Raw genomic sequence first — 24,075 nt, 5'->3', positions numbered from 1 at the left:
GTTCGGACTTACCTTGGAAGTATGTACACCATCGAGTTGCAGGACGAGGAGCTCCAGTTACTGCGATCCGCCCTCAGGAGCTACCTCCAGGCCTTCGGCCACAACGAAGCCGATCTCGTCCAGGCCGCAAAGACACTGATGCTCAAACTCCCCGAAGCCGTCGAAGCCAAGGCCGGGTGAGAGTCAGCTGCGGGGGCGGACCGTCAGCGGGACGGGCTTCCTGGTGTCGGTGAAGAAGTCGTTGCCCTTGTCGTCTACGACGATGAAGGCGGGGAAGTCCTCGACCTGGATCTTCCACACGGCTTCCATACCGAGCTCGGCGTACTCCAGCACGTCCACAGACTTGATGCAGTCCTGCGCCAGCCGCGCCGCCGGTCCGCCGATCGAGCCGAGGTAGAACCCGCCGTGCTCCTTGCACGCCGCCGTCACCTTCGCCGACCGATTGCCCTTGGCAAGCATCACGAACGACCCACCGGCCGCCTGGAACTGGTCGACGTACGCGTCCATCCGCCCCGCCGTCGTCGGCCCGAACGAACCGGACGCATAACCCTCAGGCGTCTTCGCCGGCCCGGCGTAGTACACCGCGTGATCGCGTAAGTACTGCGGCATCGCCTCACCAGCGTCCAGCCGCTCCTTGATCTTCGCGTGCGCGATGTCCCGCGCCACCACGAGCGGCCCGCTCAGTGAGATCCGCGTCTTCACCGGCAGCTTGGACAGCTCGGCGCGGATCTCGCTCATCGGCCGGTTCAGATCGATGCGTACGACGTCGGCCGCGTCGTCGAGGTGCTCGTCGGTGGTGTCCGGCAGGAAGCGGGCCGGGTCGCGTTCGAGCTGCTCGAGGAACACACCCTCCGGCGTGATCTTCGCCAGCGCCTGCCGGTCCGCCGAGCACGACACCGCGATCGCGACCGGGCAGGACGCGCCGTGCCGCGGCAACCGGATCACGCGGACGTCGTGGCAGAAGTACTTCCCGCCGAACTGCGCCCCGATCCCGAACTCCTGAGTCAGCTTGAAGACCTCCTCCTCGAGCTCCACGTCCCGGAACCCGTGCCCCACCGGCGATCCCGTCGTCGGCAGCGAGTCGAGGTAGTGCGCCGAGGCGTACTTCGCGGTCTTCAAGGCGAACTCGGCCGACGTACCACCGACCACGACGGCAAGGTGGTACGGCGGGCAGGCCGCCGTACCCAGGGAGCGGATCTTCTCGTCCAGGAACTCCATCATCCGCGGCGGGTTCAGGACCGCCTTCGTCTCCTGGTAGAGGAACGACTTGTTCGCCGAGCCGCCGCCCTTGGCCATGAACAGGAACTTGTACGCCGGATCGCCGCTGCCGGCTGGAGTCGAGTAGAGCTCGACCTGGGCCGGGAGGTTGGAGCCGGTGTTCTTCTCGTCCCACATGTTCAGCGGGGCCATCTGCGAGTAGCGGAGATTCAGCTTGGTGTAGGCGTCGTACACGCCGCGGCTGATCCACTCCTCGTCGACCGCGCCTGTCAGCACGCCCTCGGACTTCTTGCCCATCACGATCGCGGTGCCGGTGTCCTGGCACATCGGCAGTACGCCGCCGGCTGAGATGTTCGCGTTCTTCAGCAGGTCGAGCGCGACGAACCGGTCGTTACCGGACGCCTCCGGATCGTCGATGATCCGCCGCAGCTGGGCGAGGTGCGCGGTCCGCAGGTAGTGCGAGATGTCGTGCATCGCCTCCGCGGTCAGCGCCTGCAGCACCTCTGGCTGCACCTGCAGAAACGTCCGGTCGCCCGCCGTGAACGTGCTGACACCTTCCGTCGTCAGCAGCCGGTACTCCGTCTCGTCAACACCCAACGGCAACAGATCGGAGTAGTTGAAGTCGGCAGACACCGGGCATACCTCCAGGACGAATGGTCTGAGTCGTCCCAGCCTAATTCGCCCGCTCGGCTCCCGCGCCCGCACCCCGGCCCGTCACGATCCGCCACGCCCCTGGGAGCTCCATTCCCAGCGCGAGCCGGTTGTAGTTCCGCTGGTAGCCGGTCGCGTTCTTCGTCAGCCGGTTCTTCGACTCGGGCGCGTGGTTCCGGAGCCCGAAGGCCAACGCGCCGATCGTGAGCCCGCCGGCGACGAACAGGATCGTCGCGGCGACGATGGTCGCGTCGCTCCCGGTCAATTGCAGGATCAGGATCCACACGAGCCCGGTGGCGATCGCAGCGAACGCCGCCAGATACAGGCCGGCCAGAAGTCGTCCGTTGCGTACCCCGCCCCAGTTCATGCCGTCAGTATGCGGCTCAGGGGTGGGATCAGGGGTGAATCGGGGAGGAAACGGGTCTGCGAGTGGGGGTGGGCGCGCGTATGGTTTTGCCGTGGCTCAGGATGACGTTCCCCAGGAGAACCGACCGCAGGATGCCGTGCCCGCGCAGGCGCCGACAGATCCGGCGATGCGGCGGCGGGTGTCCGACCTCGAGCGGGAGGAGGTCGCCGACGTACTGCGTGAGTCCGCCGGCGAAGGGCGGTTGTCGTACGGCGAACTGGAGGAGCGACTCGAGTCGCTCTACGGCTCCAAGACGTACGGCGAGCTCGTCGAATTGACCGCCGACCTGCCGAACGGTCCGCGCGCACCGGGCGCTTCCGGGGTGCCTTCGGTGAGTCCGCAGTACAGCGGCGCGATGGTCGAGACCGGGCCTGTGCTCAACGTGTTCATGTCCGAGACCAAGCGGATGGGCAACTGGCTGGTCCCGCAGCGCCAGGAGGTCAACGCGGTCCTCGGCGACGTCACGCTGGACTACACCGAGGCGCAGATCCCGTACGACGACATCCAGGTCGACGTGAAGTCGATCCTCGCCGACGTGAAGATCCGCGTCCCCGCGAACGCGATCGTCCTGCTCGACAGCAACCCCATCCTCGGCTCCGTCTCCGAACAGGAATCCGGCCTCAAAGCCGTCCCTGACCCCAACGCCCAGCCCACCGCCCCGAAACGCTTCCACATCCGCGGCACCGCCATCCTCGGCGAAATCAAAATCAAACGAGGCCCCCGCCTCAGCAAACGCCTCGGCCTCACCTGACGGGCTGGGGAGGATAACCACCCGACCCGGGTACAGGATCCTCCCCAGGTTCGTGTTTTCCACCCGGACCATCCGGCGGCGCTCGGCGAGTAGTTCACCGAGCCGTACACGAAGCAGACCGCCTGAGACACGACGTGACGGGCGTACCGGAAGTGTGTGGAGGATGCGCACGTGGTCTCGGCGACGGAGGAGGACTGAGGTGACTGGCCGGACTGGATGGGATGGTCTGCGGGAGCGCCGGATGGCTGAGCCGGGCGCCGTGGACGCGTACGACGCGACCCGCCGCGCGTTCGAGCTCGGGGCAACCGTGCGGGCGATGCGTGAGCAGCGCGGCTGGACGCAGACCGGGCTGGCCGAGGCGGCCGGGATGACTCAGTCGGCCCTCGCACGCTTCGAGGCCGGCGGGACCGTGCCGACCCTCGCTCTCCTGGAGCGGATCGCGCACGCGTTCCACGCCCAACTCGTCGTCCGCTTCGACGAGAGCTCGCCTGCGGCCTAAGCCTTCGCCGCCGAGCTCTAGGTGCGTTCTCCCGAGGCGCCCGAACCCCGGTGTTCGGCCAGGAGTTGTTCTAGCCAGGTTCTGAAGGACTGTAGGTCGTTGGCGTGTTGTTGGGTTAGGGCCAGGTTTTTGGCGCGGACGTTCTTCGGGAAGATGAGGAACTGGCGGGCTAGTTTCGGGCCGGAGAGTGGCCCGATGGAGCTGATCTCGGTCCAGGGGATGAAGCGGCGGCGGCCGCGGTGGATGCCGTTGTGGTCGATGACGACGAACGGTCGCTGGGTGGCGAACTGCCAGACGATGACGATCGCGATACCGGCGTACGCCGCGATCGCGATCCAGCCGACGACGCGCCAGCTGTCGAGCATGTAGGGGAGCCGGATCGCACCGAACAACCCCATCACGAGCAGCGGTGCCACAGGCAACCAAATGAACGCCCATCGCCGCAGTGGGAACTCGACGCGCCCATTTCGGTGCAGCTCGACCATCCATGCCTCGGGTAGTCGTTCACCCATCACCGCCATGTAGTTCCCCAGATCTCACGACAGCCTCGGAGCTGACTCACTGTAGCGGTTACCTACGCCGGGCGGTGGCGGTCCAGCGGCCGGCGGCGTGGGTGATGGAGATCGGGTGGTCGAAGGCCTCCGATACGAGATCGGTGGTGAGGACGTCGTGCACATCGCCGGCAGCCAGCAGGCGGCCCTCGCGGAGGAGGGCTGCGTGCGTAGTGCACGTGGGGAGCTCCTCGAGGTGGTGGGTGACGAGGAGCCACGGCAGATGTGGATGGCTGGTGTGGATCTGGTCGAGGGTTTCCAGGAGTTGCTCGCGGGCCGCGACATCCAGGCCGGTGGAGGGTTCGTCGAGGAGTAGGAGCTTGGGGTCGGAGATCAAGGCCCGGGCGATGAGGGCGCGGCCGCGTTCGCCTTGGGAGAGGGTGGTCCAGCTGCCCAGCCCGCCGATGCCCAGCAGTTCGATCAGCTCCTGAGCGCGAGCTGTCTGAGCGGGAGTCGGTTCCCGGCGGGGCATGCGTTCGATCGTGCCGGTCAGACCGGTGAGGACGATGTCGAGGATGGACAGCGGCGAGCGGAGCGGATGCCGCGGATTGACGTGACCGATCGACTCGCGCACCTCCCGGATATCGACCGTACCCAAGCGCCGGCCCAGGATCTCGACCGTCCCGCGAGTGGGATGCGTGATCGCCCCACAGAGACCGAGCAGCGTGCTCTTGCCCGCGCCGTTCGGCCCGAGCAGAGCCCACCGCTCACCCTCGCCGACGGTCAGCGTCACTCCGGACAGCAACGACTTGCCGTCCCGGACGAAGTCGACATCCTTCAGTTCGAGCACCCGTAAACCTCCTCGTACAACGCCTTCAGCTCTTCCGCACTCGCTTCCCGCCCGGTCTCGTCCGTACGCCGCTGCACATGCCGCGCGAACTCGACCTCCTGCACGCCCGTTAGCCGGATTCCGTACACGGACTCCAGTACATGCGCGATCCCGCCCTTACCCGACTGGCTGTTGACCCGGACCACCGCCTCGTACCCGCGCCCGACGTCGGCCGGATCGATCGGCAGATACGGCACCTCCCAGAGCCCAGGCCCTTGCACCGCGAACCCCTTCCGGATCGCGTCCTGATGCGTCCCGGAGAACGCGGTGTAGACAAGCTCCCCGACGTACGGATGCCGCGGATGGATCGGCATCCGGGTGCAGTACTCGACCACCTCCCGGATCCCGTCGATGTCGGAGAAGTCGATCATCGGATCGACGCCCTGGGCGTGCAGGTTGAGCGCGAGGGTCGCGATGTCCACGTTCCCGGTGCGTTCGCCGTTCCCGAAGACGCAGCCCTCGACCCGTTGCGCACCCGCGAGTACGGCGAGTTCCGCGCAGGCGATCCCGGTCCCGCGATCGTTGTGCGGGTGCACCGACAGGATCACGCCGTCGCGCCGTGGCAGATTCTGGTGCATGTACTCGATCTGGTCGGCGTACACGTTCGGCGTCGCGACCTCGATCGTGGCCGGCAGGTTCAGGATCACCGGCCGCTCCGGGGTCGCATCCCACTGCTTGGTGAGGTGATCGGCCAGCTCGAGCACGTAGTCCGGCTCGGTCAGGTTGTACACCTCGGGCGAGAACTGGAACCGCACCGAATCTCCGGCCAGCCGCAGGATCTCCTCGGAACCCGCGTAGATCATCGACGCCAGTTCGTCCCGGGTACGACGCAGTACGACGTCGCGCCAGGTCGGAGCGGTCGCGGCGTACATGTGGATCACGACGTCGCCACGCATCCCGGCGACCGACTCGACGGTCCGCTCGATCAGGTCCCGCCGAGCCGGTGTGAAGACGACGATCGTGACGTCGTCGGGGACGAGATCGCTTGCCGCCAGCAACCGGACGAAGTCGAAGTCGGTCTGGGACGCGGACGGGTAGCCGACCTCGATCTCTTTGTAGCCGATGGCAACCATCAGTTCGAAGAACCGGCGCTTGCGCTCAGGATCCATCGGTTCGGCCAACGCCTGGTTGCCGTCGCGGAGGTCGACCGGTACCCAGAGCGGCGCGGTGGTGATCCGGCGGTCCGGCCAGGTGCGGTCGACCGGCGCCACCGGGACCTTGGCGAAGATGTCGCGGTAGCGGTGGCTGGGCATGGGAGAGGGCTGCTGACGGTTCATGAGGTGGTCCTTCCGGGCAAGCGGGGGAGGACCGGCGTACGACGGCACTCCACGGAGGGAGCGCCGGTCGAATCAGCTCCCGCCGTGGCGGCCAAGAAGGAGGCGGCCAAGAAGGAGGCCCGGGAGCCGGAGAACCGATGTCATGACGAACACGCTACCAACTCCTCAGACAAGCTGACAACCTGAGCACCCCTAGAATGTCCGTCATGATTCGCCGTCACCCACTCGCCGAGCAGGCCGCCGAGGAGTTGCTGCGCCGGATCGGGAGCGGTGAATGGGTGCTCGGCGCCAAGCTCCCGGGCGAGACCACACTGGCCGCGCAACTGGGCGTGGGCCGGTCCACGATCCGCGAGGCGGTCCGCGAGCTCGCCGGCCGTCGGGTGCTGGAGAGCCGGCAGGGCGCGGGCGTGTTCGTCATCGCGCTGCAGGCCGCCGAGGACTGGGACAAGGTACTGCGGAAGGCCGACATCACCGATGTCCTCGAGGGCCGGCTCGCGATCGAGACCGAAGCGGCCCGGCTGGCGGCATCCCGGCGTACCCCGGCCGATCTGAAGAACTTCCGCTACACGCTGACGGACCGGAAGCGGGCGGCGGTGAGTGCGCCGGACGACTGGTACATCGAGGCCGATCTCGCGTTCCACCGGGCGGTCGTGACGGCCGCGCACAACGCCGTACTCACGGAGTTGTTCGACACGTTCGTGCCGCGGATCCGCCGGGCGATGATCGACATGCTGAAGCTCGACGACCAGCACCGCCACCGGCACGACCAGGCCGCCCACGAGGCGATCGCCGAAGCCATCCGCGCTCAGGATCCCGACCTAGCCGCAGACCGGTCCCGAGAACACCTCAGTGCGGTCCGCAGCACCCTCGGCTAATCGCGGTGCTGCTCGAGAAGTGAGCGGAGCCAGGGGCTGAGAGCTTCCAGGTCCTCGACGTTGTCCTGGGGGATCGAGATCGGGCGGGTACGCCGGTCAGCCGGGTTGACCTGGACGGTCCGGGCCAGCGGTAGGCCGGCCGGGTCGTCGATGCTGGTGATGCCGGACCAGGGCAGGTTGCGGCCGCGGGTGATGCCGTCGGCGTCGACCTTGATCACTGGGCGGTTCGTGATCAGCTGGTATGCCGTGAGTGCTGTGCCGTAGACGAAGGCGGCCAGCGCGGTCAGTCGCAGTACGCCGAGAGCCCCGGAGATGCCGTCCGCGCGCAGGTGGTCGACGTTCGTCCATGCGGACAGCACCATCAGCAGCGCGAACGCGGCCAGCCGCACCACCAACCGACCGCGGCGCGGCTGGAACACGACACTGCCCTTGGACTCCAGTTCGGATGTCCACGTCTCCGCCGACATGTCAGGCGCCCCACCGCGCAGCGTGCTCGGCGACAGTCGGTGGGTCCGCGCCATGCCGAGTGCAGGTGATCGCAGCGGCCTTCACCGCGTAGTCCACGACCTCGCGCAGATCCTCGGAGGTCAGCCCGGTCAGCCGCCGCTCGCCGAGCAACTCACGCGTCTCCAGGCCGGCAATCAGCGCCGACATGAACGAGTCGCCCGCGCCGACGGTGTCCACGACCTCGATCGCAGGAGCCGTCACGTCGACCCGCGCGTCGCGGCTGACCCCGAGGGCGCCCTTGCCGCCGCGGGTGATCACGACGCACTGGGTCCGCTCGGCGGTCAGCAACTCCTCCGCGATGTCCAGCGGTGTCGAGCCGGGCCGCAGGAACTCACAGTCCTCGTCACTCAGCTTGACCAGGTCGCTCATCGCGGCCAACGCCCGTACGGCGGACCATGTCGAGACGGGATCGGGCGTGATGCTCGGGCGCGCGTTCGGGTCGAGCGTGACCGTGACCGGCTGGTCGGCGAGCGACTTCAGGAACTCCCGGATCGCGGCCGCGCCTGGCTCGAGCACGGTCGCGATCGAACCGGTGTGGACCGCGGGGCAGCCGCGCGAGAGCGACAGCGCCGGCGGTTCCCAGGTGATGTCGAACTGGTACGTCGCGACCCCGGCCGCGTCCAGCGTTGCAGTCGCCGTACTGGTCCGGAAGTTCGGGTCGACCGAGCCGGGCGCGAGCTGGACACCGTTCCCGAACAGGTGCGCGCCCAGTTGGTCGCCGTACGCGTCGGTGCCGAAGCGCGTGACCAGCTCGGTCGGTACGCCGAGGCGCGCCAGACCGACCGCTACGTTCGCGGGAGAGCCGCCGGGGGTGGCGTTGGTCTTCCCGTTGCCGTTGCGGGTTGTCTTCGCCGCGGTACCGACGATATCCACGAGAGCCTCACCGATGACGAGGACGGGTGCACTCATCGATGGGCCGGTGGCGTGGTCGGGTCGCTCATGCCAACGGATCGTAGCCAACGCGTGTCGCCGCTCTTCGAGCGGAGTGGCCGCTGTTCGGGCGGATTGGTGGGCGCGAGACACTGTGGGCATGAGTTCGACAGGTCAGGGTGCTTCCAACGAGGCTGCGGCGCGGGAGAAGGCGCAGATCCAGGCGGAGGCGAACGAGTACCGGCAGGCGTACCGACGGGACAAGGCGAAGTCGCAGACCGTCGGGAACATGGTGTTCGCGATGGTCATCTGCCTGGTCGTGGTCGCGTTCCTGATCCTGGTCACGTGGCGGCCGAAGGGGGAGGCCAAGCCGAAGGCGGTCGAGTACACCGCGCAACTGCAGGACGCGCGGAAGGCCGCGGCCTGGGTGCGCGGCCCGGAGCCGATGCCGTCCGGCTGGACCGCGACCAGCGTCGAATTCCTCGCTCCACAGCAAGAGCCGATGACCTGGCATCTCGGCGTCGTCACCAATGAGAAGAAATACGTCGGTATCGAGCAGTCCAACGTCACCACCGGCAAATTTCCGGCTGACAAGCTCGGCCGGACGTCCGACGACGGTACGACGACAGTTGCCGGCGTGACCTGGCAGCGCAAGGTTCTGCTCGACCGTAAGGGCGAGAACGCGTTGGTACTGGTCGGATCCGGAGTCACCACCATCGTCACCGGAAATGCCGGTTATCCTGCGCTTGAAACGTTTGCTTCTTCCTTGCATTGACGTCGATCTGACCATTTTGCGGGCATTTCCGACCGCTCTCCGGACGGTCGTTGACACATGCCCACGGCACGGGGTTCGATCAAGGTTCGGCTTTCTTACGCTCGGGGACCAGCGAAAGGGCCCCGATGGTCGCGCCGTCCCGGGCGGGGAGTTGACCCGCCGATGTTCATCACCGGGCTCTTGCTGGGCGCCGACAGCTCACCGCACCTCGGCGCGCCCTGGCAGCTGCTCTCCTACCAAGGCGGCCCGCTCCTCGGCGCGACGCTGGAGGGTGCGCGGGAATGCGGGTTCGACCAGCTGGTCGTGACGCTCGGCAGCGCGTCGGAGCAGATCCACGACCGGATCGACCTCGACGGGGTCCGGGTGGTCGAATCGCCCCACTCCGACACCGACAGCTCGTCGATCGTGCCGGCGCTGGACGCGGTCGACCGGCGCGCGGACGGCATCGTCGTACTGCTCGGTGATCAACCCGGCATCACCTCGGCCACCGTCTGGTCACTCGTCGCCGAGGCCGCGACCCCGATCGGCGTCTGCCGGTACGACGACGGTGAGAGCCACCCGTGCTGGTTCGGTCGCGAACTCTTCGGCGAACTCCGTACCCTCCGCAGCGACGCCGACCTGTGGGACCCGATCGAGGACGGCACCCACCCCGTCACCAAGGTAGATGCCATCGGCAACATCCCGCCCCGGGCCACCAGCTGGGAAAACTACCGCCAGCTGATCTCCACCCAAGCCGCCTACCCGACCGACGAGGGCCCGGTAGAAACCCACCCCGTCCGCCTCCCACCCCGCCCTCGTCCGCGCCGCCGTACCACCTACTGACCCCGGACGCCTCGCCCGCCTCCCACCTCCGCCCACCGCGCCGCGCACCGCCGCCCGAAAGCCTTCGTCCGCTGTGGCCTTCAGGGCTTGCCCATCCAGCTGGAGGGTTGCCCATCGAGATTCTGAGGGGGCAACCCTCTACCTCAAGGGGCAACCCCCGAAGCGAGAAGGTTCGGGGGCGTGGGGGTGTTTGGCGCGGCGGCGATGGCGAGGGCGGACGTGCATCACTCATCAATTGCGCGTGGCCGGCCGGGTGCACGCTCAGCCGGCGGGTGCGGCGCGCACACAGCGGCGGTTGGTGAGTGGGGGAGGTTCGCTATTCCGCGCCAGCGAGGCGGAGGCCGATGACGCCGGTGACGATCAGGGCGAGGCAGGCGATGCGGGCCGGGGTGAGTGGTTCGTTGAAGACGACGATGCCGAGGGTGACGACGCCGACCGAGCCGAGTCCGGTCCAGATCGCGTACGCCGTACCGACCGGGAGGCGATCGAGGGTTTTCGCGAGCAGTACGACGGAGATCACGCCGAATACCAGCACGCCGATCGTCGGCCAGAGCCGGGTGAACCCCTCGCTGGGCTTCAGACTGAGCGCAAAGGCGACCTCAAACACCGCCGCCGCCAGCAGCACAAGCCAAGCCATCAGCCGAGCCTCCTCATGCGGCTAGCGCCCCGCGGAGGTGGCGGTGGGTGATGGTCGCGACTCGAGCCCCGAGGGCGGCGGCGGTACGGAGGTCGGTCGCCGGGGGCGCCTTCTCCGCCGAGAGGTCCGCGTCGGACTGGGCCATCGCGCCCATCCAGCTGCCGAGGCGATTGAGGTCCTCGATGCTCGCGGTGCTCTCCGCCCAGCCCGGGTAGATGTCCAGGCCGACCCAGATCATCCCGTGCTGCGCGGCGAACACAGCCAGGTCGACCAGGCTGTTCAGCTTGTCGCCGGACATCGCCTTGGAGTTGGTGAACCCGGCCGCGATCTTGTCCCGCCAGCCGAGGTCGGCGGCCCAGATCCGCACACTCTCCTCGGCGAACTTCTTGAACACCCAACTCGGGCTGCCCATGTACGTCGGCGCGCCGAAGACAATCGCATCCGCCGCAGTCAGCCGCTCCCACACGTCCTCAGTCAGCTCGTCGAGCGGGACGAGGTCCGTCACGGTGCCCGGCACGGACGCGGCGCCGGCAGCGACCGCCTCCGCCTGCTTGCCGGTGTGCCCATAACCCGAGTGGTACGCAATCGCCACCGTCGCGCTGTTGCTCATGTGCTTCCTCCTGAAGGCTTAGCGGACTACAGTCCGTCTTATGAACGACAGTAGCGGACCGCAGTCCGTTTCACAACGGGAGTTGCCGGTCGTGGGTGAGCCGCGCCCGGAACGCGCGGACGCCCGGCGCAACCGGCTACGCGTGCTGGAGGCGGCCGACCGGCTGTTCACCGAGCACGGGGTGAAGAACGTCTCGCTCGACGCCATCGCCGCTGAGGCAGGCGTGGGGAAGGGCACGGTGTTCCGGCGATTCGGCGACCGTGCCGGGCTGGCGGTCGCACTGCTGGACGAGCGCGAGCAGGAACTACAGGCGAAGATCATCACCGGCCCACCGCCGCTAGGCCCAGGAGCCCCGCCGCTCGACCGCGTAACGGCGTTCCTAGATGCCTACCTCGAGCTACTCGATCGGCACGTCGAACTCTTCATGGACAGCGAGAACGCCTCAGACGGCGCCCGTTACCGAATCGGCTCCTACCACCTCTGGCACCGCCACCTGGCCCACCTGATCGAAGCCGCCCACCCGTCCCTGGACGCCAACTACACCGCCCACGCCCTACTGGCCCCCCTAGCCGCCGACCTACACAACGCCCTCCGCACCCAGGGCTTCGACCTCGACCGAATGAAAGCAGGCCTCCGCACCGTAGCTACAGCCTTGCTGCCAGCCTGATCTCAAGAAGGTTGTTCAACGACGAGTGCGTCCGGTCGCCGGTGTCGGTGAAGCCGTACGTCGTGTAGAACCGGCGCGCCCGGGTGTTTGCCTCGAGCACCCACAACCACACGTTCACGCACCCGTTCTCACGCAGGTCGGCGCAGGCGGCGTCCGTCAGCGCGCGTCCAGCCCCTGTGCCCCAGTACGACGGATGGATGAAGAGCGCGTACAGCTCACCGGTTCCGGGTGGCGCCGCGGGATCACGTTCGGGGCCGAGTCCGGCGTACCCAACCACCTGATCTCCGAGTACGGCGACGTACAGCCGGGAGCGGCCGGCCGTAATGCTGTCCGACCAGGACGCCGCGATCGCGGCCGGATCCATCGCGTCCAGGAAGTCCTGCGGCACCAGGCCCGTGAACGCGGCACGCCAACTGGCTACCCGGGCTTCAGCGGCGCCGAGGAGGTCGCCAGAGCGAGCAGTCCGCGTCGTGAGCCCGTGGCCAGGCACTGCAGTGCTCAGGTGGGTTTTTGTTCTTGGGCTTTGGTTAGGCGTTCTCGGGCGCCGTCCAGCCAGTGTTGGCAGGTGGTGGCCAGTTCTTCTCCGCGTTCCCAGAGGGCTAGGGATTCTTCGAGGGTGGTGCCGCCGGCTTCCAGTTTGCGGACTACCTCGACGAGTTCCTCGCGGGCCTGCTCGTAGGTCATCTCGGGTCGGTCGCCGCTCACGTGTTCTCCTCGGACTTGACTTCGACCGCGAACCGGCCGTCACTGACCCGCGCCTGCAGCAGGTCACCCGGCGCTACCTGCGCCACTTCCCGTACGGCGGTCCCGTCCGCCAGCTGCAGCACGGAGTACCCGCGTTCCAGCGTCGCCTTCGGGGACAACGCCCGTACGCTCGCCAACCGGTGCGCAAGGTCGTCGCTCGCGCGGTCGAGCCGATGCGTCAGCGTACGGCGACTCCGCTCGATCAGCGCGGCAACCTCGTCGGACCGTCGCTGCAGGTCCGTCACCGGCGCCGCCAACGCCGGCCGCGAACGGATCGCCGCCAGCGCATGCGTCTCCCGATCCAGCCAGGACGTGATCGCCCGCAACCCGCGCTCGCGCAGCAGCCGTACGCCGTCCAGCTCCTCGCGCACGTCCGGCACGATCCGCTTCGCCGCGTCGGTCGGTGTCGACGCGCGCAGATCCGCGACCAGGTCGAGCAGCGGCGAATCCGGCTCGTGCCCGATCGCGCTCACCACCGGCGTACTCGTCTTCGACACCGCCCGGATCAGCCCCTCGTCCGAGAACGGCAGCAGATCCTCCAGCGACCCGCCGCCGCGCGCGATCACGATCACCTCGACCGACTCGTCCGCGTCCAGCTTCCGGAGCGCCGTCATCACCTCGCCGGCCGCCGACGGCCCCTGCACCGACGCGTACTCGATCCGGAACGCGACCGCCGGCCACCGCCGCTTCGCGTTCTCCAGTACGTCGCGCTCAGCCGCCGAATCACGCCCGCAGATCAGCCCGATCGTTTGCGGCAGGAACGGCAACTTCTTCTTCCGGTACGGCTCGAACAGCCCTTCGGCCCCGAGCAGCTGTTTCAGCCGCTCGATCCGCGCCAGCAGCTCGCCGATGCCGACGTGGCGGATCTCGCTCACCGCGAGCGCGAGCGTGCCGCGGCGGGCGAAGAAGTTCGGCTTCGCGTGCACCAGCACCCGCGAGCCGTCGTGCACCTCGACCGTCTCGAACACCCGCCGATTGCAGGTGAACCGCAGCGAGATGTCCGCGTCCGTGTCCCGCAGCGTCCCGAACACCGTCGTCGTACCGCGCCCGATGGAGACGTCCGTCAGCTGCCCCTCGACCCACACGGCGCCGAGCTGGTTGATCCAGCCGGCAATCCCGTTCGCGATCGTGCGAACGGCGGCGGGTGCTTCCGGCGACGTCTCCAATGCCACCCCCAGACCCTACGACCCGGCACCGACAAGTCCTAACGTTGAGTGATGCGCCCGCTCCTGCTGCTCGATTTCGACGGTCCGCTCAACCCGCACGCGGCCGACGGGATCCCGCCTGGGTACGAACAGCACGAGATCACTGAGGGCGCAAAGACCTGGCGAGTGCTGCTCAACCCGCAGCACGGAACGGAGCTCAACCAGCTCGCCGCCACCTTCGACCTGGTGTGGGCGAGCAGTTGGGAGCACGGCGCCAACCGCCTCCTCGGACCACTCCTCGGCCTGCCCGAGCTCCCGACGATCCTCTGGCCGGATCGCACGCGGGTACGCCGGGGTTCCTGGAAGACGCCGTACGTCGCAAACTGGGTGGGCGACCGCCCGTTCGCCTGGGTAGACGACGAGATCGGCGAGCCCGAGCAGACCCGGTTCCCACAGCAACTAATTCTTCCGGTCGATCCACGCGTCGGACTGACTGCCCAGGACTTCGGCGTACTGAGGGAGTGGGCCGGAAAATCCTTTGCGGGAAAGGCGTTTCGGCCGCATTCTTGAGGTGCTGGTAACACCTCCCACGGAGGAGCCGCCCGGATAGGGCGGGCGGCTCCCCGATGCTCGTTCCACCGTTGACGACGGTGATGCTGCTCACAGATCGCGGCCCGTACCATGGGTGACGTGACTGCCCAGCCTGACGACATTGGTACGACGACCGTGGTTGAGACCAAGCGGGTGCTGCTTGCGGCGCCGCGGGGGTACTGCGCGGGCGTGGATCGGGCCGTTGTGGCGGTGGAGAAGGCGCTCGATCTGTACGGTCCGCCGGTGTACGTGCGCAAGGAGATCGTGCACAACAAGTACGTCGTACAGACGCTGCAGAAGCGTGGTGCGATCTTCGTCGACGAGACCGAAGAGGTACCGGAGGGGGAGACCGTCATCTTCTCCGCGCACGGCGTCGCCCCGATCGTGCACCAGGAGGCGGCCGCGCGGCAGTTGAAGACGATCGACGCGACCTGCCCGCTGGTGACCAAGGTCCACCACGAGGCGAAGCGGTTCGCCGCGACCGACTACGACATCCTGCTGATCGGTCACGAGGGTCACGAGGAGGTCATCGGCACCTCCGGCGAGGCCCCGGACCACGTGCACCTCGTCGACGGGCCGGACGACGTACCAAACGTCACCGTCCGCGACCCCGAGAAGGTCGTCTGGTTGTCCCAGACCACGCTGTCGGTCGACGAGACGATGGAGACGGTACGGCGACTCCGCGAGCGGTTCCCGAACCTGCAGGACCCGCCGAGCGACGACATCTGCTACGCGACCCAGAACCGTCAGGCCGCGGTCAAGAAGCTTGCCCCCGGCGCCGACCTGATGATCGTGGTCGGCTCCCGGAACTCGTCGAACTCGGTCCGCCTGGTCGAGGTCGCCGTCGAGCACGGCGCGAAGGCCGGCTACCTGGTCGACTACGCCGACGAGATCGACGAGGCCTGGCTCGAGGGCGTCGAATCGGTCGGAGTCAGCAGCGGTGCGAGCGTCCCGGAGGTGCTGGTCCGCGACGTACTGCGCTGGCTGGCCGAGCGCGGGTACGCCGACGTACAGGAAGTCACCACCGCGGAGGAGAGCCTCACCTTCGCCCTCCCCCGCGACCTCCGCACCGACCTGAAGGCCGCCGGCCTTCCCACCACCGGCACCTCAGACCACGCCTGGACTATCTGACCACCAGCTTCGTGGTGGCGGTGGTGGGGAACCAGCCCTTGGTGCCGCAGTAGCGGACCGTGTAGGTGAACTTGTAGGTTCCGGGCTTCTTGAAGGCATGCGTCTCCGGGATGACATACGTCTGGGACCCGGTCGTCAGCTTCTTCCGCGTGCAGTCGATCGAACCGCCGTCGGAGCCGCTTTGGTAGCCGTCGCCAAAGGAATAGTCCGTGCCGCCGGACATGTCCAGGAACTCTGTGCTCGCGGGCAGCAGTGTGCCCTCGGGGATTCCCGTCGGGATGAACGCCTTCCCGGACACCGTGACGGTCATCCCGACCGTCCGGCCGTTGATCGACGGTTTCAGGGCGACCTTGATCGGTGGTGGCGGCTTTGGGGCGGCCGTTGGCGGGCCGGTGATGACCGACTTTGGTGCGCCTGGGGTGTTGGTGACCGGCGGGGCGCCGCCGATGTTGGTGACGTTGCCTAGGGCAAGTGCGACGGCGACCACTGCGGCGGCTGCCACGGTGACCACGCCGGCGGTACGGCGTCGGCGTACCGTCCGGACGCGGGCGAACACGGCCTCACTCGGTACGGCGCTCGGCGGCGGCGGGTCCGCGACCAGCTGCTCGAACCTGGTCTTCAGGTCTTCGGTCATGACTCAGCCCTCCTTCTGGGCAGGGGCGGAGACGGCGGCGACCAGGTGGTGCTCGCGGAGCTTGGCCAGCCCGCGGGACACGTTGCTCTTCACGGTGCCGAGCGAACAGCCCATGATCTGGGCGATCTCGGATTCCGGCAGGTCCTCGAAGTACCGCAGTACCAACGTCGCGCGGGTACGGCGGGGGAGCGTGGCGAGTGCCCTGAGCAACAGATCGCGGTCGTCCACGACGCCGTACTCGGAAGGCGCCGCCGGCTCCGGGAGGTGCTCGGTCGGCGTCTCGCCCTTCCACTTGCGTCGCCACCACTGGGTGCTCGTGTTGACCATCACTGTGCGGGTGTAGCTCTCCAGCGCGTTCCCGCTGCGCAAGGAGTTGCGGTGGAACCACACCTTGGTCAGCGACGTTTGCACCAGGTCCTCGGCCAGATGCCACTCACCTGTCAGCAGGTACCCGAACCGTTGCAACGCCGTGAACCGTCCGTCCACGAAGTCCGCGAACTCCCGATCCCGTCCTGGATCCATCCCACACCCCTAGCCAGCTGTCATCCGGTCAGGAGTGTGATGAGCCAACAGTCCGAAAAGGTTGAGCTGTAACCCGACAGCGCGAACCTTGTGATGTTGAAACAGGTTCAGGCTGGGGTGCTGAGGGGTTTGCCGAGGTAGCCGCGGGCAAGCATGGTGACCCATTGGTAGACGGCGTCTTCGGCGGGGGCGAGCGGGCCTGGGCGGAAGTGCGGGGACTCGGCGCCGCGCTGGACGGACTCGCAGGCGGCCCAGTCTTCGCGGTTGGTGATGTCCCAGAAGTCCACCGCGTACGACGGATCGGTGACCTCGGGACGGAAGTACCAGGAGCATTCGATCGCGGTCAGGCTCGGTGTTCGCGGCTCGAGGCGGTGGGTCATCACGTAGTCGGGGTGCAGTGAGATCAGCAGGTTGGGGAAGAGACCGAGGTAGTTCACGGTCCGTGGATCGACACCGTCGAGCGGGACTCCGAGCGACCGGCCGTCGAGCGACATCGTCTCGGCATCCAGGCGTAGGTCCATCAGCCCGCCGACCCACGCGCCGGGGAGGTTCCAATTGTCACCGGAGGTCGGTGGCGACACCTTGCACAGCTCCGGGTGGATCAACGGACAGTGGTAGCACTCGTGGTAGTTCTCCACGATCGTCTTCCAGTTCGACGCGACGTCGTACGCGTGCCGCGCCTTTAATACAAGGGTTTCCGGCGCGTACGGAGCGACCAGGTCGGTGAGTCCGCCGACATGATCGGCGAACGACGTCGCCGTACCGGTCGCGTTCACGAACAGCCAGCCCTGCCACACCTCCGCCGGCAGCTCGACCAGACCATACGGTTCGGTCTGGAAGGCGTCGCCCATCCGCGGAGCTGCCTTCACCGAGCCGTCGAGCTCGTACGACCATCCGTGGTACGGGCACACCACGGCCCGCCGATCGCTGGTCTCGTCCCGCTGCAGCAACTCGTGCCCGCGATGCCTGCAGACGTTGGCGAAGGCACGCGGTCGTTCGCCGAACGTCACCACGGTCGCGATGTCGCCAACGGTCACCTCGCGGTACGTCGTACCGTCGGACAGCTCGTCGACGCGGCCGAGACAGGTCCACGTCCCGGCGAAGAAGTGCCGGCGTTCCCATTCGAGTACGGCGGGATCGGTGTACGCCGCCCGCGGCAGCATGACCGATTCACCATGCGGCCGCAGCGAAGCTTCCAGAGCACGGGCGTCAACGGGAGTCATCTGCCAACTATCGGGCGAACTCCACGTACTTGCCCAGCACGTAGTCCCATCCCGTGTCATAGCTGAGGCGGGCCCGGGCGCCATCGCCGCGACGCTCCCAGCCGGAATGCACGAGCTGAACCTGAGTGCCGTCGTCCATCGCGGTGAACGTGACGGTCACCTGCCCGGCCTCGGACGGATCGCCGCCGGGGTGCCAGCTGAAGGCGACCGACGTCGGCGGATCCCAGTCCGACAACGTCCCCCAGGTGGCGAGTTCGCCGTCAGCGCCGTACTCGACGATGCGGCCGCCTACAGCGCCTTCCATCCGTACTTCGCTCGCCGCCGCCTCGCCGACCGAGTGGCTGAACAGCGGCCACCACGCCGACGTCTCCGCGGTGAAGGCTTGGAACGCCCGGTCGACGCCGACCGGCACGACAACGGTCTTCACCAAGGGCGAGATCTCTTGTTCCACGCTCATTTCCGTTCCTCCTCGGTCCGCCTGACGTGGTCGGCGTACGCGTCCAGCGCGTCGCCCCAGAACCGGTCGAGCCAGCTGCGCAGCTCGTCGAGACCTGCCTGATGGACGCGGTAGATGTTCCGCGTCCCGCGCGACTCGTGCCGCACCAGGCCGACGGCGCCGAGCACCTTGAGGTGCTGCGAGATCGCCGGCCGGCTGACGGGCACGTGCTCGGCCAGAACACCGACCGAGCACGGCCCACCGGACCGCAGTGTCTCGAGGATCACCCGGCGGGTCGGATCGCCCAGTGCGTCCAGCACCGGGCCTGCGGCCTCGAGTGATCCGTAAGTTCCCACGAACGGTAAGCTCCCACTAACGAACCGAGGAGTCAAGCCTCTAGTTGAACGGATCGAGGATCAGCCCGGCCTGGGTCGGGTTGCCGTCGTGGACGAGCGCTTCGTGGTTGCCGACGTCATCGAAGGCGAACCCGTACGCGTGGCCGTCGACCATCTGGGCGTGGATGTTCTTGGAGTAGTGGTTGGTAACCGAGTCGGCGTAGAAGTTCGCGTCGTTGGCGTCCGGCTGGTTCGGGTTCGTCAGCAAGGTGGAGCGGTTGTAACCGGCGCACAGGGTGCGGGAGATCGGCCCGCGCACCAGGTCGTTCGGTGCGTCGAGCAGGTTGAAGCAGCCGAAGATGCTGGCCGAGTCGGGCTTCTGGAACGACGTGACGACCGCGCCGGAGCTGTCGGTGAAGTTCATGACGTTGCCGGAGACGCGACCGAAGTACTTCGTGTTGGGCTGGTCGCCGAACGGTGTGACCGTCAGGGTCTCCGAGCTGTACTTCGACCAGACTCGGTTGACGTAGTCGTCCATCGCGCTCGCCGGGAGAGCGCCCGTCTCAACGCCGTACAGCGGTGAGAGCGCCCGGAGTGTCGAACCGTCAGGTGCTGTCTGGATCAGACCGCCCCAGCCGGCGCTGCGGAGTGCGTTGTAGACGGCGTTGTAGCCGCCGGCCTTGAGGTGCCCGGTCGTGTTCCCGTTGACGCTGACGGCGTACGGCGCGGAGAACATGTCGACCTGGGTGCTGTTGATCCACAGGCCGCTGTCGTTCAGCGTGTACTCCGACCAGCTGAACAGGATGTTCCGGTTCGGGTCGGTCGGGTTCTGTACTGCGGGCTGCACCAGGCCGCCCGTGGTCAGTCTGAAGTCGAGCTTCTGGCCGTAGGAGAAGTACACCCGGCCGGAGAACTTCGGCATCTGGATCGTGACGGACTGCCCGTTGCCCGGTCCGGCGATCGAGGCGTCCGGCGCCGGGGTGGGCGGGTTGCCGCCGGCCGGCCAGGCGTGGAAGGTGCCGCCGGCATCGGCCCAGCCCTGCTGACCGGTCGCCAGGTTCGTGCCCAGGTTGTAGATGTACACGGCGTCGCCGCGGCCCGAGTTGTTGGTGATCGTCAACGGAATCGTCGCCGGGACGGCCGCGTCGGCCGATCGGTGCGCGGTCGCCGACAGTACGCCGGCCACCGTCACGGCGGCCGCGACGATTGCCAGCATTCGCGTTCTGAAGCGCATGGTTCCTCCTCACGTCGGCCCCCCGAGAGAGCGCTCTCATCGTGTCGTGAAGTGACCACTGACTGTCAACAGCCCACCACTGTCGGCTTTCCGACAGGGTCACCCGGTCCGGGTGGCAGGCTCAACCCGCCTGACTGCCAGACTCACCCGGTCTAGTAGGCGGCCAATGTCTGGTCGGCTGTGGGTCTTCGATGGCCAGGAACTCGGGTGCGGTCAGCGGGCGGACGGACGCTTCGATCGACTCCATCGCGGTCAGCTCGGACTCGGTGACATGCAGGTCGCGGAGCTTGCGAGCGGTGATGAAGACTCGCCGCTCGAACGAGCCGACCGTGCCGTTGTACGCCTCGACGGCGGACGTGAGCGACCGGCCGACCCGGCTCAGATGCTCGCCCATCGTGCTGAGGCGCTCGTACAACTCCCGGCCGAGCTCGAAGACCTGCTGCGCCGACTCGGTCAGCGCCGACTGGTTCCAGGCGTACGCCGCTGCTCGCAGGGTCGCGATCAACGTCGTCGGCGTCGCCAGGATCACCCGGCGCTCGGCGGCGTACTCGAGGAGAGAGGGCTCGACGTCGAGGGCCGCGGACAGGAACGACTCACCCGGCACGAAGAGGATGACGAACTCCGGTGACGGTGACAGTCGGGTCCAGTACTGCTTCGAGGCCAACTGATCGACATGCGTCCGCAGATGCCGCGCGTGCGCTCGCAACCGATCCGCAATGAAGTCGGCATCGTCCGACTCAGCTGCCTCCAGGAACGCGGCCAGCGGCACCTTCGAGTCGACGACGATATTCTTGCCCTCGGCAAGTCTCACGACCAGGTCCGGGCGGAGCGTCCCGTCCTCGCCGACCGTCGTGGTCTGCTCGGTGAAGTCGCAGTGCGCCACCATGCCGGCCAGCTCGACCGTCCGGCGCAGATGCAGCTCGCCCCATCGTCCACGCACCTGGGGTTTTCGCAACGCGGTCGACAGCGACGCGGTCTCACGCCGCAGCGCCTCGCCACTCATCCGCACTTCGTTGACCTGTTGATGAAGCTGGCTCTGCCAGGCGGCACGCCCCTTCTCGAGCTGATTCAGCTGCGCGTGCAGGCGATCCAGCGCTTCCTTGACGACGGCCTGGCCGCCCATCTGTTGCCCGACAGACGTCCGCTCCTGCGTCAGCTCGACCACGCGATCCTCGGCCGCATCGCGCTCAGCCGTGATCCGCGCGAGGCGTGACCCGTCCCGCCCGCGCGCCCAGAGCAGGCCGAATGCAGCACCCAGCAGCAGCCCGATGAACAGGAACAGCAGGATCAGCAACAGCGTCGTACCGGTCATGTCACTGATAGTGCCGAACGCCACCGACAGTTTCTGAAAAACACGCTCAGCGAACGGGTTTTGCCTCAAGCACGAACGCCGGGCCGGCGGTGGGGACCGTGGTCACAAGGTCGAGGTCGGCGGCGGCGAGGAGTGCGCGGTATTCGTCGGTCGTCCGCTCCCGACCGCCGGTCATGACCAGCATGTTCAGGTCCGAGAACGCCGTACGCACGGGATCCGGCGACTCGTCCAGCAACTGTTCCACCAGCAGGAGGCGGCCGTGGTCCGGCATCGACCGCCTGCAGCTGCGGAGGATCTCGATCGACTCGGCGTCCGCCCAGTCGTGGATGATCGACTTGAGCAGGTGAGCGTCACCCTTCGGAACGGCCTCGAAGAAGTTGCCGCCGACGACGCGGCAACGGTCCGCCACGCCGGCTGCGGACAGCAGTTCATCCGCGCCGGCGACCACGTCTGGCTGGTCGAAGAGCACTCCGCCGACCGATGGGTACCGCGAGAGGACGTCGACCAGCAGTCGACCACGCCCGCCGCCGACGTCGACCAACGTGCCGAACCGGCTGAAATCGTAGGCGTTCACGACCGCGTCGGACACCGTCTGCGACATCGCGGTCATGGCCGCGTCGAAGGCCTCCTGCTCGGCCGGATGCTTGGCGCGGTACTCCCAGACTGCCTCACCGTGGACCGTCGGGAAGGCCGTCTCGCCGGTGCGGATGCTGTCCTCCAGACCGGTGTACGCCTGCCAGTGAGACCCTGTGCCGACGAAGCGAGCCCAGCCCGCGACCGAACGCGGTACGTCGATCCGCAACGCCGTACCGAGCTCGGTGTTGCTGTACTTCCCATCAATGGAGCTGTAGAGCCCGAGCGCGGACAGCGCATGCATCAGGCGCTCCAACGCTTGGACGTTCGTTCTGGTGGACTCTGCGAGCTGAGTCAGGCTCTTCGGGCCATCAGCAAGTACGTCGCTGATACCGAGCCGGGCGGCGACGTGCACCGCTTCGGTCACCTGATAGCCGCTGGTCAGCCGGTGCAGTTCCTGCGAAGCATCCATGGCGCATTCTGCGCCGGGGCGGGTCAGCAGTCCATGGCTGGGAAGCTGTAGCCCTGGGCCTTCAGTTGGGGGAGGACCTTGTCGAGCGCGGCGACGGTTTGGCTGCGGTTGCCGCCGCCGTCGTGCATCAGGATGATGTTGTGGTTGTGCGCGTGGGTGAGGATGTTGTGCACGATCGCATTCGTCCCCGGCCGGGCCCAGTCGCGCGGGTCGACGTCCCAGAGCACCTGGACCATGCCGGCCGCCCTGATGTCGGCGCGGACCTTCGGGTTCGAGGCGCCGTACGGCGGCCGGAAGCAGGTCGACTTCGGTCCGTCGAAGATCTCGTGGTGCCGCTTCGCCGCTGACAGGATGGTCAGCTGCGGGTGCGAGATCGAGTGGCTGCCGATGGAGTTGCCGGCGGCAAGCACCTGCTCGCGTAGGCCCGGGTGTGCGGCCTGCATCTGACCGAGCTCGAAGAAGGTCGCGTGCGCGCCGTACTTCGCCAGCACCTGCAGGATCTGCGGCGTCCAGGCCGGGTCCGGTCCGTCGTCGAAACTCAGGAACAGCACCTTTTTGTTGCCTTTGACAAATTCTGCGGTCGGGTTCGGCGCCGGGCGGCGCGGAGTCGACGGTGGAGCATTCAGCGTGGGCGTCTCGGTCGGTGTGGGCGACGGTGTTGTCGAGGTCTGCGTGGTCGCGGCGGTCGGCTCCGGCTGTCGTTGATGGCTGAGTGCCAGAACCAGCAGCGAACCGGCCACGACGGCCAGTGCGACACCGGTCGCGACGAAGGCGGCGAACTTTCGCGACATCATGCTCCCCTTGTAAATCAGGCGGTTTGTTCCCCAGCAACAGCTCCCCCTCAGGAGCCTCACACCACAAGAGACGCCTTACTCCGCAGCTTGGTTGGCGTCGTCGTGTTGCGGAGAGATCTCGACTGTTGCGGTGCTGCCACGGTGGTACAACCGGCCCTCGAGGGACTTCACGCTCGCGACCAGCACGAAGCTCATGCTGACCAGCAACGACCACGCGCCGAACTTCGCCGGGTGTACGAGATGCCACACACTCACCTGGTCCGGATAGTTCCACGCGTCCAGGAACGTGCCGAAGTTCTCCGCGATCCAGAGGAAGAATCCGATCAGCGCGAACGCCACCGCGAGCGGCATCCGGTACCGCCGTACGCCGACCGTGTAGAAGACCCAGGTACGACGCAACACGACGAGCAGACCGAGCGCGATCGGGATCCGCAGGTCGGGGATCCACTGATGGGTGAAGAAGTTCGCGTAGATCAGCACCGCGAAGATCGTGGTCAGCACCGGGCGGTAGTTGCTGACCCGGAGGTCGAACCGGCGCCAGGCCTGACACAGGTAGCTGCCGACAGCGGCGTACATGAATCCGGCGAACAGTGGCACGCCGGCGACCTTCGTTACCGCGTCACCCGGGTACTGCCAGGAGCCGACCTGGATCTTGAACAGCTCCAGCCCGAGCCCGATCAAGTGGAACCCGAAGATCACCGCGACCTCACGCCACGTCTCCAGCCGGACGATCCAGAACAGGAACGTCAGCCCGAGGCAGTAGATCAGCAACGCGTCGTACCGCGCGATCGGCAGGTCGACGTACTTCGAGATCCCCAGGCCGAGGAACAGGAATGCCGGGAACAGGCACGACACCAGTTCCAGCCAGCCGAAACGCAGGAATTGCAGACATCCGAACACGAAGCGTGAAGACGAGGCAGTGCGGTCGGTCCAAGTGGTCACAGAAAGGAGACGTTGCTTGCGATCGCCTGGTTGGGACAAATA

The 24,075-nt window shown here is 67.3% G+C and carries 31 protein-coding genes; 9 read left to right on the top strand and 22 right to left on the bottom strand.

From position 1 onward, the window contains the following. Positions 1-21: 21 nt before the first annotated feature. Positions 22-180 (top strand): hypothetical protein, encoded by a 159-nt coding sequence (locus EV650_RS40540; RefSeq protein WP_166678381.1) that lies wholly within the window; start codon positions 22-24, stop codon positions 178-180. Between the two features lie 3 nt (positions 181-183). Here EV650_RS40540 and EV650_RS34880 read toward each other — a convergent pair whose 3' ends face one another. Further along, positions 184-1,851, bottom strand: a complete 1,668-nt coding sequence (locus tag EV650_RS34880; RefSeq protein ID WP_134123412.1) for a fumarate hydratase — start codon at positions 1,849-1,851, stop codon at positions 184-186. A gap of 40 nt (positions 1,852-1,891) precedes the next feature. Beyond that, positions 1,892-2,236, bottom strand: coding sequence for a hypothetical protein (locus EV650_RS34875; protein ID WP_134123411.1), 345 nt, complete (start codon positions 2,234-2,236; stop codon positions 1,892-1,894). Positions 2,237-2,327: 91 nt separating this feature from the next. Here EV650_RS34875 and EV650_RS34870 point away from each other — a divergent pair, with 91 nt between their 5' ends. Next, a complete protein-coding gene (locus EV650_RS34870; RefSeq protein ID WP_134123410.1) occupies positions 2,328-3,026 on the top strand; it encodes a DUF1707 SHOCT-like domain-containing protein in 699 nt (232 codons plus the stop codon). Positions 3,027-3,225: 199 nt separating this feature from the next. Beyond that, a complete protein-coding gene (locus EV650_RS34865; RefSeq protein ID WP_238174672.1) occupies positions 3,226-3,525 on the top strand; it encodes a helix-turn-helix domain-containing protein in 300 nt (99 codons plus the stop codon). Between the two features lie 17 nt (positions 3,526-3,542). Here EV650_RS34865 and EV650_RS34860 read toward each other — a convergent pair whose 3' ends face one another. Genes EV650_RS34860 through EV650_RS34850 form a run of 3 tightly spaced genes read right to left on the bottom strand, consistent with a single transcriptional unit; the run spans position 3,543 to position 6,182 of the window. Beyond that, positions 3,543-4,037 (bottom strand): hypothetical protein, encoded by a 495-nt coding sequence (locus EV650_RS34860; RefSeq protein WP_134123409.1) that lies wholly within the window; start codon positions 4,035-4,037, stop codon positions 3,543-3,545. Between the two features lie 58 nt (positions 4,038-4,095). Continuing rightward, the gene (locus EV650_RS34855; RefSeq protein WP_134123408.1) at positions 4,096-4,866 is read right to left on the bottom strand and encodes an ABC transporter ATP-binding protein; all 771 of its coding nucleotides are present in this window, start codon (positions 4,864-4,866) and stop codon (positions 4,096-4,098) included. Next, positions 4,854-6,182 carry a 2-isopropylmalate synthase gene (locus EV650_RS34850; protein ID WP_238174671.1) on the bottom strand — a complete coding sequence of 443 codons (1,329 nt, stop codon included), beginning with the start codon at positions 6,180-6,182 and terminating at the stop codon, positions 4,854-4,856. Before EV650_RS34850 ends, EV650_RS34855 begins: the two co-directional genes overlap by 13 nt. A gap of 206 nt (positions 6,183-6,388) precedes the next feature. On the opposite strand from EV650_RS34850, the gene EV650_RS34845 reads away from it, so the two are divergent. Continuing rightward, positions 6,389-7,057: a FadR/GntR family transcriptional regulator gene (locus EV650_RS34845; RefSeq protein WP_238174670.1), complete on the top strand. Its 669-nt coding sequence runs from the start codon at positions 6,389-6,391 to the stop codon at positions 7,055-7,057. Here the strand turns inward: EV650_RS34845 and EV650_RS34840 are convergent. Both EV650_RS34840 and EV650_RS34835 read right to left on the bottom strand, forming a co-directional pair. After that, the gene (locus EV650_RS34840) at positions 7,054-7,524 is read right to left on the bottom strand and encodes a hypothetical protein (RefSeq protein ID WP_134123406.1); all 471 of its coding nucleotides are present in this window, start codon (positions 7,522-7,524) and stop codon (positions 7,054-7,056) included. The genes EV650_RS34845 and EV650_RS34840 overlap by 4 nt on opposite strands. Before the next feature lies 1 nt (position 7,525). Beyond that, the gene (locus EV650_RS34835; protein ID WP_134123405.1) at positions 7,526-8,473 is read right to left on the bottom strand and encodes a carbohydrate kinase family protein; all 948 of its coding nucleotides are present in this window, start codon (positions 8,471-8,473) and stop codon (positions 7,526-7,528) included. A gap of 121 nt (positions 8,474-8,594) precedes the next feature. Here EV650_RS34835 and EV650_RS34830 point away from each other — a divergent pair, with 121 nt between their 5' ends. Then, on the top strand, positions 8,595-9,209 hold the full coding sequence (locus EV650_RS34830; protein WP_134123404.1) for a DUF4245 domain-containing protein: 615 nt from the start codon (positions 8,595-8,597) through the stop codon (positions 9,207-9,209). 162 nt (positions 9,210-9,371) lie between these two features. Continuing rightward, positions 9,372-10,031, top strand: a complete 660-nt coding sequence (locus EV650_RS34825) for a nucleotidyltransferase family protein (RefSeq protein ID WP_134123403.1) — start codon at positions 9,372-9,374, stop codon at positions 10,029-10,031. 316 nt (positions 10,032-10,347) lie between these two features. Here the strand turns inward: EV650_RS34825 and EV650_RS34820 are convergent, their stop codons facing one another. Both EV650_RS34820 and EV650_RS34815 read right to left on the bottom strand, forming a co-directional pair. Beyond that, on the bottom strand, positions 10,348-10,668 hold the full coding sequence (locus tag EV650_RS34820; protein WP_134123402.1) for a DMT family transporter: 321 nt from the start codon (positions 10,666-10,668) through the stop codon (positions 10,348-10,350). A 13-nt stretch (positions 10,669-10,681) separates the two neighbouring features. After that, a complete protein-coding gene (locus EV650_RS34815) occupies positions 10,682-11,278 on the bottom strand; it encodes a flavodoxin family protein (RefSeq protein ID WP_134123401.1) in 597 nt (198 codons plus the stop codon). A gap of 40 nt (positions 11,279-11,318) precedes the next feature. Here EV650_RS34815 and EV650_RS34810 point away from each other — a divergent pair, with 40 nt between their 5' ends. Further along, positions 11,319-11,945, top strand: coding sequence for a TetR/AcrR family transcriptional regulator (locus EV650_RS34810; protein WP_134123400.1), 627 nt, complete (start codon positions 11,319-11,321; stop codon positions 11,943-11,945). On the opposite strand, the gene EV650_RS34805 is transcribed toward EV650_RS34810, so the two are convergent. From EV650_RS34805 to xseA, 3 genes are read right to left on the bottom strand one after another with little or no spacing between them, the layout of a single operon-like run. After that, positions 11,923-12,435 (bottom strand): GNAT family N-acetyltransferase, encoded by a 513-nt coding sequence (locus EV650_RS34805; protein ID WP_134123399.1) that lies wholly within the window; start codon positions 12,433-12,435, stop codon positions 11,923-11,925. The genes EV650_RS34810 and EV650_RS34805 overlap by 23 nt on opposite strands. Before the next feature lie 8 nt (positions 12,436-12,443). Continuing rightward, entirely contained in the window at positions 12,444-12,629 is a 186-nt protein-coding gene (locus tag EV650_RS34800; protein ID WP_134123917.1) for an exodeoxyribonuclease VII small subunit, read from the bottom strand. A gap of 17 nt (positions 12,630-12,646) precedes the next feature. After that, the gene (gene xseA / locus EV650_RS34795; protein WP_134123398.1) at positions 12,647-13,861 is read right to left on the bottom strand and encodes an exodeoxyribonuclease VII large subunit; all 1,215 of its coding nucleotides are present in this window, start codon (positions 13,859-13,861) and stop codon (positions 12,647-12,649) included. Positions 13,862-13,906: 45 nt separating this feature from the next. Here xseA and EV650_RS34790 point away from each other — a divergent pair, with 45 nt between their 5' ends. Both EV650_RS34790 and EV650_RS34785 read left to right on the top strand, forming a co-directional pair. Beyond that, the gene (locus EV650_RS34790; protein WP_134123397.1) at positions 13,907-14,404 is read left to right on the top strand and encodes an HAD domain-containing protein; all 498 of its coding nucleotides are present in this window, start codon (positions 13,907-13,909) and stop codon (positions 14,402-14,404) included. A 111-nt stretch (positions 14,405-14,515) separates the two neighbouring features. Then, entirely contained in the window at positions 14,516-15,556 is a 1,041-nt protein-coding gene (locus EV650_RS34785; RefSeq protein ID WP_134123396.1) for a 4-hydroxy-3-methylbut-2-enyl diphosphate reductase, read from the top strand. On the opposite strand, the gene EV650_RS34780 is transcribed toward EV650_RS34785, so the two are convergent. The 10 genes from EV650_RS34780 to EV650_RS34735 form a co-directional block, all read right to left on the bottom strand. Further along, on the bottom strand, positions 15,549-16,190 hold the full coding sequence (locus EV650_RS34780) for a hypothetical protein (RefSeq protein ID WP_134123395.1): 642 nt from the start codon (positions 16,188-16,190) through the stop codon (positions 15,549-15,551). The two genes, EV650_RS34785 and EV650_RS34780, sit on opposite strands and share 8 nt — an antisense overlap. A 3-nt stretch (positions 16,191-16,193) precedes the next feature. Continuing rightward, the gene (locus EV650_RS34775) at positions 16,194-16,712 is read right to left on the bottom strand and encodes a SigE family RNA polymerase sigma factor (protein WP_134123394.1); all 519 of its coding nucleotides are present in this window, start codon (positions 16,710-16,712) and stop codon (positions 16,194-16,196) included. A gap of 107 nt (positions 16,713-16,819) precedes the next feature. Further along, positions 16,820-17,935, bottom strand: coding sequence for an aromatic ring-hydroxylating oxygenase subunit alpha (locus tag EV650_RS34770; protein WP_134123393.1), 1,116 nt, complete (start codon positions 17,933-17,935; stop codon positions 16,820-16,822). 7 nt (positions 17,936-17,942) lie between these two features. After that, positions 17,943-18,392, bottom strand: coding sequence for an SRPBCC domain-containing protein (locus EV650_RS34765; protein WP_134123392.1), 450 nt, complete (start codon positions 18,390-18,392; stop codon positions 17,943-17,945). Then, positions 18,389-18,727, bottom strand: coding sequence for an ArsR/SmtB family transcription factor (locus EV650_RS34760; RefSeq protein ID WP_202875189.1), 339 nt, complete (start codon positions 18,725-18,727; stop codon positions 18,389-18,391). Before EV650_RS34760 ends, EV650_RS34765 begins: the two co-directional genes overlap by 4 nt. Positions 18,728-18,767: 40 nt before the next feature. Continuing rightward, positions 18,768-19,940 carry a glycoside hydrolase family 64 protein gene (locus tag EV650_RS34755; RefSeq protein ID WP_134123390.1) on the bottom strand — a complete coding sequence of 391 codons (1,173 nt, stop codon included), beginning with the start codon at positions 19,938-19,940 and terminating at the stop codon, positions 18,768-18,770. Between the two features lie 121 nt (positions 19,941-20,061). Further along, positions 20,062-21,252, bottom strand: a complete 1,191-nt coding sequence (locus EV650_RS34750; protein WP_134123389.1) for a DNA recombination protein RmuC — start codon at positions 21,250-21,252, stop codon at positions 20,062-20,064. Between the two features lie 46 nt (positions 21,253-21,298). Then, positions 21,299-22,297: a methyltransferase gene (locus EV650_RS34745; protein WP_134123388.1), complete on the bottom strand. Its 999-nt coding sequence runs from the start codon at positions 22,295-22,297 to the stop codon at positions 21,299-21,301. Positions 22,298-22,320: 23 nt separating this feature from the next. Then, positions 22,321-23,091, bottom strand: coding sequence for a polysaccharide deacetylase family protein (locus EV650_RS34740; RefSeq protein ID WP_238174669.1), 771 nt, complete (start codon positions 23,089-23,091; stop codon positions 22,321-22,323). A 75-nt stretch (positions 23,092-23,166) separates the two neighbouring features. Then, positions 23,167-24,033, bottom strand: a complete 867-nt coding sequence (locus tag EV650_RS34735) for a DUF817 domain-containing protein (protein ID WP_238174668.1) — start codon at positions 24,031-24,033, stop codon at positions 23,167-23,169. Positions 24,034-24,075 lie beyond the last annotated feature (42 nt).

Source organism: Kribbella kalugense (assembly GCF_004365875.1).
Lineage (GTDB): Bacteria > Actinomycetota > Actinomycetes > Propionibacteriales > Kribbellaceae > Kribbella > Kribbella kalugense.
The sequence above is the reverse complement of the archived record's forward strand: the minus strand, read 5'-3'. Positions and strand labels throughout refer to the sequence as shown.